At 54.8% G+C, this 13,318-nt stretch carries 15 protein-coding genes; 13 read left to right on the forward strand and 2 right to left on the reverse strand.

Features of this window, described 5'->3' with window-relative positions:
* Positions 1 to 140: 140 nt before the first annotated feature.
* From dusB to I4V53_RS10160, 13 genes are all read left to right on the forward strand, one after another.
* Positions 141 to 1,133, forward strand: coding sequence for a tRNA dihydrouridine synthase DusB (dusB, locus tag I4V53_RS10100; RefSeq protein ID WP_195985567.1), 993 nt, complete (start codon positions 141 to 143; stop codon positions 1,131 to 1,133).
* Positions 1,130 to 2,065 carry a ComEC/Rec2 family competence protein gene (locus I4V53_RS10105; protein WP_195985568.1) on the forward strand — a complete coding sequence of 312 codons (936 nt, stop codon included), beginning with the start codon at positions 1,130 to 1,132 and terminating at the stop codon, positions 2,063 to 2,065. The genes dusB and I4V53_RS10105 overlap by 4 nt, the downstream gene beginning before the upstream one ends.
* A gap of 13 nt (positions 2,066 to 2,078) precedes the next feature.
* Complete coding sequence (locus tag I4V53_RS10110) at positions 2,079 to 2,999, forward strand: hypothetical protein (protein WP_195985569.1); 921 nt, start codon at positions 2,079 to 2,081, stop codon at positions 2,997 to 2,999.
* A gap of 349 nt (positions 3,000 to 3,348) precedes the next feature.
* On the forward strand, positions 3,349 to 3,888 hold the full coding sequence (locus tag I4V53_RS10115) for a methylated-DNA--[protein]-cysteine S-methyltransferase (RefSeq protein ID WP_195985570.1): 540 nt from the start codon (positions 3,349 to 3,351) through the stop codon (positions 3,886 to 3,888).
* Between the two features lie 310 nt (positions 3,889 to 4,198).
* Positions 4,199 to 4,375: a ribbon-helix-helix domain-containing protein gene (locus tag I4V53_RS10120; RefSeq protein ID WP_195985571.1), complete on the forward strand. Its 177-nt coding sequence runs from the start codon at positions 4,199 to 4,201 to the stop codon at positions 4,373 to 4,375.
* A 140-nt stretch (positions 4,376 to 4,515) separates the two neighbouring features.
* On the forward strand, positions 4,516 to 4,803 hold the full coding sequence (locus tag I4V53_RS10125) for a DUF6809 family protein (protein ID WP_195985572.1): 288 nt from the start codon (positions 4,516 to 4,518) through the stop codon (positions 4,801 to 4,803).
* A 300-nt stretch (positions 4,804 to 5,103) separates the two neighbouring features.
* Positions 5,104 to 5,715, forward strand: coding sequence for a TetR/AcrR family transcriptional regulator (locus I4V53_RS10130; protein ID WP_195985573.1), 612 nt, complete (start codon positions 5,104 to 5,106; stop codon positions 5,713 to 5,715).
* A 34-nt stretch (positions 5,716 to 5,749) separates the two neighbouring features.
* The gene (locus I4V53_RS10135; protein WP_195985574.1) at positions 5,750 to 6,238 is read left to right on the forward strand and encodes a hypothetical protein; all 489 of its coding nucleotides are present in this window, start codon (positions 5,750 to 5,752) and stop codon (positions 6,236 to 6,238) included.
* Positions 6,239 to 6,250: 12 nt separating this feature from the next.
* Positions 6,251 to 6,439, forward strand: a complete 189-nt coding sequence (locus I4V53_RS10140; protein WP_195985575.1) for a hypothetical protein — start codon at positions 6,251 to 6,253, stop codon at positions 6,437 to 6,439.
* Positions 6,432 to 7,622 (forward strand): DUF1266 domain-containing protein, encoded by a 1,191-nt coding sequence (locus I4V53_RS10145; protein WP_195985576.1) that lies wholly within the window; start codon positions 6,432 to 6,434, stop codon positions 7,620 to 7,622. The genes I4V53_RS10140 and I4V53_RS10145 overlap by 8 nt, the downstream gene beginning before the upstream one ends.
* 26 nt (positions 7,623 to 7,648) lie before the next feature.
* A complete protein-coding gene (locus tag I4V53_RS10150; protein ID WP_195985577.1) occupies positions 7,649 to 10,093 on the forward strand; it encodes a DUF6892 domain-containing protein in 2,445 nt (814 codons plus the stop codon).
* Positions 10,094 to 10,184: 91 nt separating this feature from the next.
* Positions 10,185 to 10,589 carry a DUF4259 domain-containing protein gene (locus I4V53_RS10155; protein ID WP_195985578.1) on the forward strand — a complete coding sequence of 135 codons (405 nt, stop codon included), beginning with the start codon at positions 10,185 to 10,187 and terminating at the stop codon, positions 10,587 to 10,589.
* A gap of 59 nt (positions 10,590 to 10,648) precedes the next feature.
* Positions 10,649 to 11,239, forward strand: a complete 591-nt coding sequence (locus I4V53_RS10160) for an NAD(P)H-dependent oxidoreductase (protein ID WP_195985579.1) — start codon at positions 10,649 to 10,651, stop codon at positions 11,237 to 11,239.
* A gap of 411 nt (positions 11,240 to 11,650) precedes the next feature.
* Here I4V53_RS10160 and spoVAD read toward each other — a convergent pair whose 3' ends face one another.
* On the reverse strand, positions 11,651 to 12,670 hold the full coding sequence (gene spoVAD / locus I4V53_RS10165) for a stage V sporulation protein AD (protein ID WP_195985580.1): 1,020 nt from the start codon (positions 12,668 to 12,670) through the stop codon (positions 11,651 to 11,653).
* Between the two features lie 16 nt (positions 12,671 to 12,686).
* Complete coding sequence (gene spoVAC / locus I4V53_RS10170; RefSeq protein ID WP_502709366.1) at positions 12,687 to 13,145, reverse strand: stage V sporulation protein AC; 459 nt, start codon at positions 13,143 to 13,145, stop codon at positions 12,687 to 12,689.
* Positions 13,146 to 13,318 lie beyond the last annotated feature (173 nt).

Raw genomic sequence — 13,318 nt, forward strand, 5'->3', positions numbered from 1 at the left:
CGGTTCAGAAACTTTTCAAATGTATGGGGACCATCACTATTTTTATTGCACATCCTATTGACTCTTTGCCACATTGCGGCTAAAATATAGTTGGTGATGAAACTATTCAACAGGATGTTCAAGGAATACGGAGTCACAAAATGATTAAAATTGGAAATATGGAACTGGACGGCCGCGCGGTACTCGCACCGATGGCCGGCGTAACGGACCGGGCCTACCGCGAAATCTGCGCGGGCTTCGGCGCCGGCTACGTCGTCAGCGAGATGGTCAGCTCCAAAGCGCTGCAGTTCAACGACAAAAAGACCGGCTTTTTGATGGACCTGGGCGAAGCGGAACGCCCCGCGGGCATCCAGCTCTTCGGGGACGATCCCGCTGTGATGGCGCAGGCCGCCAAAAAGGCGATGGCATACCATCCGGACGCCATCGACATCAACATGGGCTGTCCCGTCCCCAAAGTGGCGGGCAACGGCTCCGGCAGCGCGCTGATGAAAACCCCGTCTCTCTGCGGCGAGATCGTCGCGGCGGTCAAAGCGGCTGTGCCCGTGCCGGTCACCGTAAAAATCCGCAAAGGCTGGGACAAAGCGTCCGTCAACGCCGTGGAAGTCGCCAAAATCTGCGAAGATGCGGGCGCGGACGCCATCGCGGTACATGGGCGCACACGGGATCAGATGTACGAGCCGCCCGCCGACTGGGAGATCATCCGGCAGGTCAAGGAGGCTGTAAGCGTCCCCGTAATGGGCAACGGCGACGTTTACACCGTGCAGGACGCGGTGAAAATGCTGAATGAAACCGGCTGCGACCTCGTGATGATCGGCCGCGGCGCGCTGGGCAACCCGTGGATTTTCCAGCAGATCAACGCTTATCTGACGGATTCCTGCCGCATTCTGCCCGGCCCGGGCCTGTACGAGCGCATGTCCGTCATGGTCAAACACATTCAGCGCCTCTGCGCCTATAAAGACGAGCGCCACGGCATGCGGGAAGCCCGCAAGCACGTGGGCTGGTATCTGAAGGGCATGCGCGGGGCCGCGGCGTTCCGCCGCCGCGCCGGCACGCTGGAGACAATGGACGACCTGGCCCTGCTGGTGCGGGACATCGTCGCCGCGAATTCCGTTGCAGAGGAGGCAGGACGATGAGCCGGACAAAACGTTCCCCCCGCTCCCGCTACCCCGCGTATCTGGTGATTATCGCCGCGATTCTGACGGCGGCGGTCGGCGGCCTGCGCGCCCGCTGGAGCACGCTGGACGGCACACAGGGCATCCCCGTCATCCCGGAGGGTTCCACCTCTGTCTTCTATGTCGACGTCGGCCAGGGCGACTGCGAACTGATCCGCACGCCGGGCGGCGAAACCATCCTGATCGACGCGGGAACCAATGCGACCGGCGACGAGCTGGTTGCGTACATACAAAGCATGGGGATTCAAAAAATCGACAAGCTGATCGCCACGCATCCGCACGAGGATCACATCGGCGGCATGGACGAGGTGGTCAATGCGTTTGAAATCGGGGACGTCTATCTCCCCAGGGTGGCGGACAGCCAGACGCCCACCACCAAAACCTATGAACGGCTGCTGACCGCGATTTCCGGCAAAGGCCTGCAAATCACACAGGGCAAGGGCGGCATGACCGTCCTGGAGGAAGAGGGCGTAACGCTGGAATTCCTCGCGCCCAACAGCGATTCCTACAGCGGGCTGAACAGCTATTCCATCGCGGCAAAGCTGACCTGCGGCGAAAAAAGCTTCCTCTTCACCGGCGACGCGGAGGAGGACAGCGAAGAAGAGATGGTGGCACTGGGCTACAATCTGCAAAGCGACGTACTCAAATGCGGCCATCACGGCAGTTCCACCTCCACCTGCGACGCCTTATTACAGGCGGTCCAGCCCAAATACGCGGTAATTTCCTGCGGACTGGATAACGACTACGGCCACCCGCACCGGGAAACCATGCAGAAGCTCAACCGCGCGGGCGTAACCATTTATCGGACCGACGAGATGGGCACCATTCTCGCCGAATGCGACGGGACGGAAATCCGGTTTCAGACCGGGCTGAAATCCCTTGTGAAAGATTAAAGGAGCATGACGCATGTTTTTAAGAAGCTTTAAAATTGATACCTCCCGCGCAAAGGACGCCTGGCCCCGTCAGGTCGAGTCGCTGGATCAGCTCCCCTCGCCGTACCGCACCGTTGTGAATGCGGAGCTGGTGCGCGGCCTGCCGATCCAGAATATCCTTTATGTGCCGCAGACTAACAAATGGGTCCACGAAAAACCGGAATACGTGCTGGCCTGGCATGAAAACCGCGTGATGACCTTTAAAAAGGTGCAGGGGCTCATCGAAAAAACCGAGTGGACGGTAGAGAGCATCCTCTACGTCCAGTATATTCACCGCCTGCTGGACAACTGGTTCGTCGTCTGTTACCAGGACGCAGGGGAAGTCAAAAAGGCGGCCCTGCACTTTAACGCCGCACGGGAATTCCTGTTCCATCCGATGCTGGCAACGCTGCTGCAAAACGATTTCAACGCGTACCGCCCCGTGATGGAGGAAAATCTGCCGCAAATCCGGGACAGCCTGTCCCGGCGCACCTTTAAGATGTGCAGCTATCTGGACCTGATGTACCGATTCAGCGACCGCATTTACGCCTATTACTGGGATAAAATGATTACCAAGGAACAGCAGAAGCGCAATGCGGAGAGCCTCAAGCGGCCCGAGGAGACGGAATATCTGGTTTCCCTGATGGATCAGGGGATGGTCGCGCAGCAGATTGCGGAAAACGACATCGAAGTGCTTTACATCCGTCAAAACGCCGTCCGGCAGGTAAGCGTGGCCGGCGGAGAAAACGGCTGGTACATGATCCAAATTGACTGCGCGTCCAATGAGCCGTTCTACATCCCCGTACAGCCGCAGAACCAGGCTTTGGCGCAGGAGTTCGTCCAGCTCTGCGACAGGGGGATTGCACAGAACGGAGCATCTCCGGATAAAAGAGTGACTTTGGAAAAACGCGGATAGGCTTTGTTTTTGGGCCGCCGCTCGGGATACCGGTCGTTTTTGCCGGCCGCAGGAACACAGCACCCGGCTCATGGACCGGCGCAAAACATGGCAACCACACATAATAACGTAAAAACACAGGAGGACAAGCCTTTTTCACCAGGCTTGTCCTTTTCGTATAGGAAGCATCCTGTTTTTGCATTATCCATATTGTAATTTCTTCCACTCATCCGGATCACAGCTTTACTAAAGTATGTTTCGTCTGCCCCATCCGGAAGAATCTTTCAGGATATCCCCTTGACGAACCGGACATACTGCACATAATCCTGTTATAATTGATTTACAGAATACACGGTAAGGAGTGTCTGATATGTTTTATATTACAACCTGCGCTTCTCCCGTTGGAGAGCTCACGCTGGCCTGTGACGGAGAAAATCTGACAGGTCTCTGGATACAGGGGCAGAAATACTTTGGAAACTCCATTCCGGATGTTATGACAAGAAACGATGATCTGCCGTTGTTCCACGCTGCGAAGGACTGGCTGAACCGGTATTTTTCCGGAGAAAAGCCGGACATTTCCGAACTTCCCCTGCGCCCCATCGGCAGCGCATTCCGGCAGAGCGTATGGGACATTTTATGTCAGATTCCATATGGAGAGGTTATCACATACGGCGCTATCGCTAAAAAAGCAGCGGAGCGTTCCGGCAGAAAAACCATGTCCAGCCAGGCAGTGGGCGGCGCCGTAGGCCACAATCCCATTTCCATCATCATTCCATGCCACCGGGTGGTGGGAGCCAACGGCAGTTTAACCGGCTACGCCGGGGGGATCGCCAAAAAGATCCAGCTTTTAGAATTGGAAGGGGTGGATTTGTCCCGGCTGTCTATTCCGGCAAAGGGAACAGCGCTTTAAGTGCTTGTGCAGGACAGACAAAAAACCGCGGCGCTGGTTATTTGCGATGAGAAACGTCCCAACAATCGTCATGATTGCGTATTTCCCACTGAGGCCAAATAAAAACAGCAGGAATCTTTTGTGCGCTTCTCAGAAAACCCAAAATCCCTAGGGCTATATTACCGCCCAAAATATAAAAAAGAGCTGATTCTTCCGCCCAAAGAGAAGGAATCAGCTCTTTTTATATGATACAAACTTTTAAATCAGCAGCACTCTTGACTTATGAACGCCAATAGTATATACTTATGGCGTTCATAAAAGGAGGTGTACAATGGCGGACAAAAAAATGGGCCGTCCCACGGACAACCCCAAACCGTACCGCGTTTACGCACGGTTGGATGTCGAAAGCAAAGAGATCCTCGACGCATATACCAAACAGGAAAATGTAACCGCTATGGAAGCGGTGCGCCGGGCGATCAAAAAGCTGCGGGGTGACCTGAAAAAATGAAGGAAGCGGCGGTCCTCACAACAGACACACGCCACTTCCCCACACCGACATGCCTGAAGGCAATAACGGCGTAAATATCATACCATGCGCCGTAATTTCTTTCAAGGTGTGGTCGAGATATTTGGAAAAGAGTGTTGGAAATGCAACGTATGATGGAAGCTTTGTTTGACGGCCGAATTATTCCATGGGAGCGGCGGGCAGACATAACCGCTGAATACCGGGCCATTAACAAAAAAATCGAGAATGAAAAACGATACTTTATGGAGAAAATGTCACTAGACGACTGTAAAAGATTTCAAGAGTTAGAAGGTCTGTACGAAACCGCAGCACATTGTGAAGATGCTGATCTGTACGCACATGGTTTCACATTGGGCACCTGTTTGATGCTGGAAGTCCTGGAAAAGAAGGAAAGTCTTCTGGACGGGTAAATACAGTCTGCTATTTTACTGAAAAAAGCGCTTCCGAATTTACCGGGACCACGCAACCCAATTTTTAAGTTTAAGAAAAACAGCGTGACAGTTTGCACTGTCACGCTGTTTTTCTCTTCTGTTCCATAATCTTACGAAAGGTAACAGGCTCATCCAAAAAATTGCAGCCACTCTCTCATGGTCTGCTAATAAAAAGAAATTTGCGGCGTTCTCTCTTGCATCATTCGTTTTGGCTTGATATAATAAATACAAAATTATAATTTTGTATTTATTATTCACATTGAAACGGAGGGGACCACAGTGCCTAAAATAGCCTATTCTGAAGAGGAACGGGACGCAATCAGGGCAACGCTGATTGACACAGGTCTGGAACTCTTTTCCCGGCAAGGCATTCAACATACGACGGTTGAGCAAATCTATACCCGCGTCGGGATTTCACGCACCTTTTTTTACTCCTTTTTCCCCGCCAAAGAGGACTTGGTGGTCCAGGCGCTCTATTGCCAGCAGCCGCAATTGCTGGCATATGCGCAAAGGCTGATGAACGACCCCGAACTCAGCTGGCGGGAGGGAGTCCGGCAGTTTCTGCACACCATCTGCTATGGCAAACAGAGCGGCTTTACCATTCTGAGCGTAGAGGAACAACAGGCGCTGTTCAAATGTCTGTCGGGAGAAAATCGGCAGTCCTTTCTGGAAAGACGGCTTACATTCTTTACGGAACTGCTGCATACCTTCGGCATCCACACCGGGGAGCCCGGGGTAAAACTGCTCGGCAATCTGGTGTTCTCCGCCGCCATCCTGCGCAAAGCGATTCCCGAAACCCTGCCGTTCCTCTTTGCAGACGCCGCCGATGAAATGGCCGGTTTTCAAATTGACGCTATCCTTAACTATATGGAAACCCTGCGCAGACAGTAAATTAAAACATCATAACATATGGAGGTAAACGATCATGGGTATTTTTGACAGATTGTTTGGGAAGGAACTGGAGATCGATGAGGCTAAGAGCGACGCCAACTGCAAGAAGATGCGGGCGCTCTTTAACCAGGTGGTGGAAAACGGCAGCGATTACAAACTGGTATTTGGCTTTACCGAAGACGTGAGCCGCTTCAACTATGGTCTGGTTCACGGCAGCAAGAGCAAAATCGGCAACCTGATTGTGGGCTGGAACGAGGCCAGCGAAACCATTGTCGTGGTCCCCACCGTCCCTGACCTCTCCGGCTGCGGCGATCCCACCTGTTACCGCCGCGCAGACATCCATAAGGCCTACCGCAACAAATACCCCACCGACGCCTTCATCATCTATCCGGACCGGAAAGGCTACATCGGCATCAACATTTACGACTGGCTGGAAGACGAAAGCTTATATATCTATGTGTCCCAGGAAGCGGAAGTCAGGGAGTTTACCGACTTCTTCATGACCCGTTTCCAGACCAAGTAAGGAAGTTCGGATATGCCCTGGGGAGAGATCGGCGCAGTACTGGCCGTCCTGATCGTGGTTTTTATCGCCGGAAAGGTCTGGTTCCATCTTGTGGAGGGTGTGCTGGGCGGAATAAAGCGGCTTTTTCAAAAAAGAAAACCGGAGGTATGGCACGCTCTTCCTCCGGAAAAAGATACAGAGGAGGGTAATAAGCATGTTTGACATTGAGGAAATCATGAAGCGGGCCCAGGAGGCCAGCGAGGCTGCATCCCGGCAGCTCAATGAGTCCATAGAGAAAAGCCAGAAGATCGCCGAACAGATGCGGGAGGACGCAGAAAAAGCGAAGGCGGAAAAAGCCGCCCGGCAGCAGGAGACGGAAGCGCAGGCTGCCGCCAACCAACAGCGTCAGGTGGAGATTCTGGGGCAGATGTTCAGCCCGGAGGCAATGGCGCAGATGGCGGACAACGAAGCGTTAATCCAGCAGTTGGTGGACGAAAAGGTGTCTGAGACAGCCGCCCTGGGCGTGGAGGGCATGATGGACCAGCTCTTTGGCGAGGACATGGGCGTGATCGCCGCGGCTCTGGAAACGCTGGCGATGGAGGACGGCGAGGATGCGGAAGACGAAGACCGGGAGCTGGACTTTGCAATGGAAGAAGAACTGTACAACATTTTGGACGAGAGGCTGGCACAGCTTGAGACGCTGCCGGAACCGGAACCAAGCCCCTATGCCAAAGACGATCCCCGCTGGGCACAGTTTGGCATCCTGCTCTCCGGCATCATCTCCCATTTGAACGACCACCAATTAGACGGCATGGATGTGGAGGAACATATTCCGGTGATGGAGCAGCAGATCGTTTCGCTGGTGCGCCGCTCCTGGGGCGTCAATGGGCGCGGCGAACTGCTGGACACCATTCGCTATCTGACCCGGGAGGGTTACACCCTGCGCTACCGGATATACTGCGAGGCAGCTTCTCCGGAGGACTTGCTGGACGAAACCGACGAAGAGGAATGTGAATCTATCGGCCGGGGCTGGCGGTTCGCACAGCATTACAAAGCGCATTTCACTCCGGGCTTTATGACAGGCTGGGATGTGGGCCGGGCGGCCATGCTGGCCCGCTGGGGCTGCTACCTCGGCTGGCTTACCGAAGGCGAAGCGGTGGGAATTTTGTGGGACCTCTCCCAGCGGGCGGCGGAAGAACTGCACAGCTGGCGGGAATTTGCCCAATCTTACCTGTTCGGCGGACTGATGTGGAAACTGCTCTGCGGGGACGTCGCAGCGGAGAGCTACCTGGGCTTTTTGGCCGACGCCGCCACCGACCTGCTGATCGGGCGGGCGGAGGACGACGAGGGACAGTGGAGAGACTGCCCATGGCCCGCCGCCCGAAAAATCGGCTTTCAGGCATAAGCAGGCGGTATCAGAGGGAGGACTCCATGTTTGACCTTACTTATTTAGAGGAAACCGCACTGGACATCCTCAACTTTGACGGCGAGGTGGGCGATACGCTGGCGGAACTGCGCCGCAATTGGGGCCGGGAAATCCCAGCCCTTATCGACCAACGGTTTGACGCTGTTGCCCTCCAATACAGGCCCTTTTCGCATGAATATGGGGTGCGGGCACTGGGCCAGGAGCTGACCGCCTTCGGCTGGGGCCTCTATGACTTCGACGAGGAGGACGAATACCTGTTCGTTCTTATTCCGGAGGCGGAAAAGGATACCTTTGAAAAGCAGTGCCGCAAAGAGGGCCGCTATTTTAAGCTGATCAAGCAGCGGGGCCGCGCCTGGGGGCAGCCTGCCAAAGAACAGGATACCCAACCGCTGATGCCCTGCCGGGACAGCCGTTTTCCGGATGACGCCTGCTACACCGTACAGGAAATTGCAGGAAACTTTGCCAGCGGCATTTGGATGGCAAAGAACAAAGAACAGCAGGGAAAATTTGTGGCCGACCTGCGAAAGCGCCCGCTGGAGCCCATCAAGGTCAAGTGGGCGGACTTCCGCGCGCTTACCTATTCCCCGAAACTGGACTTTTACGCCGCCATCTATTCTGCAAAATACGCCCAAGAGGTGATCGGCGGCAAGGACCCTGCCAAAGTCAACGACTGGCTGCACCTCACCCCCCGGTCCATGAGCAAGCTGGGCGGGCTTTACTGGCTGGGTGATACCCTCTGCACAGGGGACGAGGAAAGCATCCTGTTCCTCACAATGAATGAGCGGCGCTGCCAGAACACCCAGCGATTTATTTTGTCTCCCAGCGATGAGGGATGCCAGCTTGCCGCCGACGGGCTGGGGCGCATTTTCGCCCAGCGCCACCGCCGGGACAGCCGGCTGACCTGCTATGAAAACAACGACCTGAATTTATACAGGCCCTTGCGCATGAAGGATTACGACGAGGTGGGCAACAGCATTCCCATCCCAGGGACGCCCCGCCTGCTGATGATCCGGGAGACCTGGGGCAGCGGCGACACGAAGGGCAACCTCTTTGATCTGGACATGGACACTGGGCGCTGTAAGATCGTCCCGCTGCCCGGCATGGGTGAAAACCTGAAGCTGCGTCCCTTCACCGGCGACTGGGCGCTGATTTACAATTCCGGCGACGACTTCCGCACCGATTTTGCCCAGCTCTGGAACCAGCAAACCGGAGAGATCCTGCGCATCCGGTCCGGCATGTTCGGCCCCCACAAGCCCGATCAAATCGCCGCTCTGCCGGACGGCCGCGTGGTGATCGCCACGCGGCACAGAGAGGCGGGCAGCATCCTCCACGAGCCGGAAGATTTTTGGGGCTTTCTGCGCTCTGCCAATAAGCCGGAGAAGCTGGGAAAATGGCTGCGCTATCGTGACCCCTACCCGGACATCCCCCATACCCTGCCGCCCAAAGGGCAGCAGCTTTCTATCAAGAGAGAGCATCTCGTGATCTGCGGAAAGAAACTGGTCCCGCCTTTCTCCTTGGAACAGACAACGGATGCCCTGGGTGCGGCCCGCATTGCGGTAAAGTCCGGTGTCCGCAGGGACGCGGCCACCGGCGAGGAACACCCCTATACCGCCCTTTACTACGTATGGGACGCGCTGGGCATCCAGGGCCGGGTGAACGAGGAAAAGACGGGGATCGATCATCTTTCCATCTGCCTTTCCACCCATGAGCGCAATCTTCCCGCAAAACCGTTTGACGGGGAGGTGCTGATTGGCGGCAAGGACTACACCGAGGCGAATTGGGAGCCTTTCGGTTCCATCCACACCCTCCGACTGGGCTGCTTCACCCTCTTCACCTGTCTGCCCGGCCCCGTTCCAGACGGCGGGGACGACAAACTCCGGGAAATGCTCGCGTACCATGCCAGCCATATCGAGCTCTCCTATGTCCCACCGAAACCAAAGGGGAAGACCTGTAAATACAAGCTTCCTAAGCTGGACGAGCCGGTCCTGAAATTTAAAAACCTGAATTTCAAGCTGGCGGTGATGAATGTGCTGATGTTTGAAAAGGGCCTGTTGGAACCGAAGTTCAATATCTGGGAATTTGCCGGAGAATACGCCCGCCGTAAAATTGACCCGGCGGCCGAGGGCTATGACGGCATGGTGCCGGAAGCGGCCAGCTGGTTCCGGCGCTACCCCATCCCCGCCCGGCTGGCCCCGGAGATCACCGAGATCGACATGGACGGCGGGGACGAAATCAACTGCCAGCTTGCCCCAAACTGGGACGGCGAAGACGGCCTGTTCGACATCGACGCCATCGACGAGGCCGAGCTGCGGCAGTTTCCAAATCTCAAGCGGGCTTCCATCTTCACCACCCAGGAACGCGCCGTGGCGCCGGTGTTCCACAAATGCGGAATTGCGGTTGTTTCCGCCTGCGACGTTCCCTTTGAGAGCGACAAAGAGGGAGCAACCTGAAATCAGCCGCACGGGTTGCGGCATGAACATGCGCTGTACTTTTGGCAAATAAAGTACAGCTAATTTCTATTTTACGGAGGGAAAACGTTATATGGGTGCATGGAATTACGCTGTGTTTGATGATGATACGGCTTATGACGCGCTGGACGACATCATGGCTTCATCAAATATAATTGCTGATATGGAATGGTACTTTGATGCGGTTATACATGCAGAATATGTCGATTATGATGAAGGGCACTATGCCTTGGTATCGGCCGCGGTGATTGACAGTGCGATAAACGGGACTCATCACAGATGCGATGTAGATCATTATTTTAAATGGACAGAATCCTTAACGCATCTGGATTTTTCATCTCTCAAGCAGAAGGCAATAAAGGCGATTGACGCTGTTCTTTCCAACAACTCCGAATTAAAGGAATTGTGGGAAGAGAACGAAGAACTGTATCCTTTATGGCGAAAGGACAAGCGTTCCATACAGGAAAAGCTTCGGTAACGAATCCCTGTTTATTTTCGGATGCTTGATTGACATCAGCAGAAAACAAAGGAGATTGCATGAACGTATCTGTTATTTTAGGACACCCCTATGAAAACAGCTTTAATGCTGCCATTGCAGCAACGGTAATAAAAGTATTAAAGGCAAACGGTCATACCGTTATGTTCCACGACTTATATCGGGAAAATTTTAACCCCGTTATTCCAAAAGAAGAGTTGATAAGCGACCAGACAAAAGACCCTCTGGTTGCACTCCATCAACAGGAGATTCGGGAAGCAGACGGAATCATTATTGTGCACCCCAATTGGTGGGGACAACCGCCAGCTATATTAAAAGGCTGGGTTGACCGGGTATTGCGGGAAACGATTGCTTATACTTTTCCGGAAGGCGATACTGGCGGCGGACTTCCCATCGGGCTTTTGAAAGCAAAAACAGGGCTTGTCTTCAACACCTCAAATACCCCGAAAAAGCGAGAGATTGAGAAATTCGGCGATCCGATCAACCGCCTTTGGAAAGATTGCATCTTTGATTTCTGCGGTGTGCCCATTTTTGACAGAATCATGTTTCGAGTTGTTGCAGACAGCAGCCGTGCGGAAAGGGAAGAATGGCTAAAGCAGGCCCGGCACATGGTAAACCGCTACTTTCCGTAAAAATCTTTCCATTGACCGGGCTGATTTCATATCGCCTTATGGAAAAACGCATCTTCTGCTAAAATCTGAACAAGGCCAGAGAATGGAACGGCGATGCAGAAAAACGTTCTGATTTCGGCGTTCATCCAGCTGTTTTTTCCGGATAGGCCCATTCAGCCCGGAACAGGGCCGGAGACAGCCTCCGCTTTCAGCAAGGTCTGCCACCATGCGTCTATAGATGCAGTAAATAGCCGCCTGACTACCACTGCGGCAGTAGTTCCATAAGCTCGCCATTGACATGATTCCCCACATAAACCCGGAGGCTGGTGCGGATATACAGAGAAAGGGCGCCGTTTTTGCAACGGCGCCCTTTCTCTGTATATTCTCTTGTATCCTGCGTGCATTCAGCCGTCTGCCCCGGACGCTTTTCGATTATTTCACCTGCGACTCCAAAAAGACCAGATGCGCCACACCGGGAATGCTCTCCCCCTGCTGGGAGGAGGTTGTGGACATCAGCGCGCCGGTGCCGAGGAACAGCACCTTTTTCAGCTCGCCCATAGAGAGCTGCCGCATCACCAGCGAATTGAGCACCGCGGCGGAGCAGCCGCAGCCGGAACCGCCCGCGTGGACGTCCTGCGCTTCGCGCTCATAGATCATCAGGCCGCAGTCGTTGTGCATGGTGCTGATGTCGATGCCGCCCTTGCGCAAAATTTCCTGCATCAGGTCGCAGCCCACCCGGCCGAGGTCGCCGGTCAGGATCAGGTCGTAGTCCTCCGGCCGGGTATCGGTGTCGGACAGGTAGTCCTTCAGCGTCTGCGCAGCCGCCGGAGCCATCGCCGCGCCCATGTTGTTGGCGTCCTTGACGCCCAGGTCCGCGATCCTTCCGAATGTGACCGCGTTCACCTTGACTTCGCCGCGTCCCGGCGCGCCCAGCACCATCGCGCCCGCGGCCGTCGCCGTCCATTGGGAAGTCGGCGTGCGTTGCCCGCCGTATTCCAGCGGGAAGCGGAACTGCCGCTCTGCCGAACAGAAATGCGACGACGTGACCGCAACCGCCCGGTTTGCAATCCCCGTCTCTACAAACAGGGAGGCCAGCCCCAGCGTCTGCGCCATGGTGGAGCATGCTCCGTACTGCCCCAAAAACGGGATACTCATGCTGCGCAGCCCGAAGGTGGAGGAAATGCATTGGTTCAACAGGTCGCCAGCCAGAATGCAGTCGATGTCCTGGCTCTCCAACGCAGCCTTTTGCAGGGCGGCTTCCACCGCTTCCTTTTGCAGCTGGCTCTCCGCTTTTTCCCAGCTCTCCTCGCCCAGCGTATTATCGTCATGCACCGTATCAAAAAATTCGCCCAGCGGTCCGTCTTTTTCTTTTTTTCCCGCAATGGACGCATAGCCCAGGATCCCCGGGCTCTTGTCCAGCATCAGGGTGTATCTTCCCACTCTTGTCGGCATGGTATTTGCCTCCCTGTCAGTATAGATTCAGAATAAAGATAATCAGCCCGTAAATCACAGAAGCGCAGGTGCCGTATACCAGCACCGGCCCGGCGATGGTGAACATCTTTGCGCCCAGGCCCATGATGAACCCCTCGCTCTTAAACTCCATGGCCGGGGAAACAATTGCGTTTGCAAAACCGGTGATCGGTACCAGCGTGCCTGCGCCCGCGTGCTTGGCAAGCTTGTCGTAGACGTTCAGTCCGGTCAGAATCGCGCTCAGGGCGATCAGGCTGATGGAGACAAGGGCCTTTGCCGGTTTTTCCGGCAGATCGAGCATCAAAAACAGCGTCGTCAAAAACTGTCCCAGCGTGCAGATTGCACCGCCGACCAAAAAGGCCACCACACAATTGCGGAACACTTTGGAATTGGGCGACGCTTTTTGCGTCATCTGTTGATATTCCTGTTCGGTCACTTTTGTATCCAAACGGTTCACATCCTTTTCTATGTTTCATTGTCTGTCTGCAACCTCTATTTTGCCGCGTTTCCGCGGGTTTATACAAATTTTACCGGCAACAAGCCTGTAACCCGATTGTAAGAAAATCGAAAGCTTTTGCTAAGGAAATCGTTCCATAAGCTCCCGCAAATCCGGGTATACTACGGATAACG

Source organism: Clostridium sp. D33t1_170424_F3 (genome assembly GCF_015667585.1).
Classification (GTDB): domain Bacteria; phylum Bacillota; class Clostridia; order Oscillospirales; family Acutalibacteraceae; genus Anaeromassilibacillus.

Excerpts from the sequence above, each read along its gene's own strand:
- dusB (WP_195985567.1), top strand. The coding sequence starts at position 141 with ATGATTAAAATTGGAAATATGGAACTGGACGGCCGCGCGGTACTCGCA.
- I4V53_RS10105 (WP_195985568.1), top strand. The coding sequence starts at position 1,130 with ATGAGCCGGACAAAACGTTCCCCCCGCTCCCGCTACCCCGCGTATCTG.
- I4V53_RS10110 (WP_195985569.1), top strand. The coding sequence starts at position 2,079 with ATGTTTTTAAGAAGCTTTAAAATTGATACCTCCCGCGCAAAGGACGCC.
- I4V53_RS10115 (WP_195985570.1), top strand. The coding sequence starts at position 3,349 with ATGTTTTATATTACAACCTGCGCTTCTCCCGTTGGAGAGCTCACGCTG.
- I4V53_RS10120 (WP_195985571.1), top strand. The coding sequence starts at position 4,199 with ATGGCGGACAAAAAAATGGGCCGTCCCACGGACAACCCCAAACCGTAC.
- I4V53_RS10125 (WP_195985572.1), top strand. The coding sequence starts at position 4,516 with ATGCAACGTATGATGGAAGCTTTGTTTGACGGCCGAATTATTCCATGG.
- I4V53_RS10135 (WP_195985574.1), top strand. The coding sequence starts at position 5,750 with ATGGGTATTTTTGACAGATTGTTTGGGAAGGAACTGGAGATCGATGAG.
- I4V53_RS10140 (WP_195985575.1), top strand. The coding sequence starts at position 6,251 with ATGCCCTGGGGAGAGATCGGCGCAGTACTGGCCGTCCTGATCGTGGTT.
- I4V53_RS10145 (WP_195985576.1), top strand. The coding sequence starts at position 6,432 with ATGTTTGACATTGAGGAAATCATGAAGCGGGCCCAGGAGGCCAGCGAG.
- I4V53_RS10150 (WP_195985577.1), top strand. The coding sequence starts at position 7,649 with ATGTTTGACCTTACTTATTTAGAGGAAACCGCACTGGACATCCTCAAC.
- I4V53_RS10155 (WP_195985578.1), top strand. The coding sequence starts at position 10,185 with ATGGGTGCATGGAATTACGCTGTGTTTGATGATGATACGGCTTATGAC.
- I4V53_RS10160 (WP_195985579.1), top strand. The coding sequence starts at position 10,649 with ATGAACGTATCTGTTATTTTAGGACACCCCTATGAAAACAGCTTTAAT.
- spoVAD (WP_195985580.1), bottom strand. The coding sequence starts at position 12,670 with ATGCCGACAAGAGTGGGAAGATACACCCTGATGCTGGACAAGAGCCCG.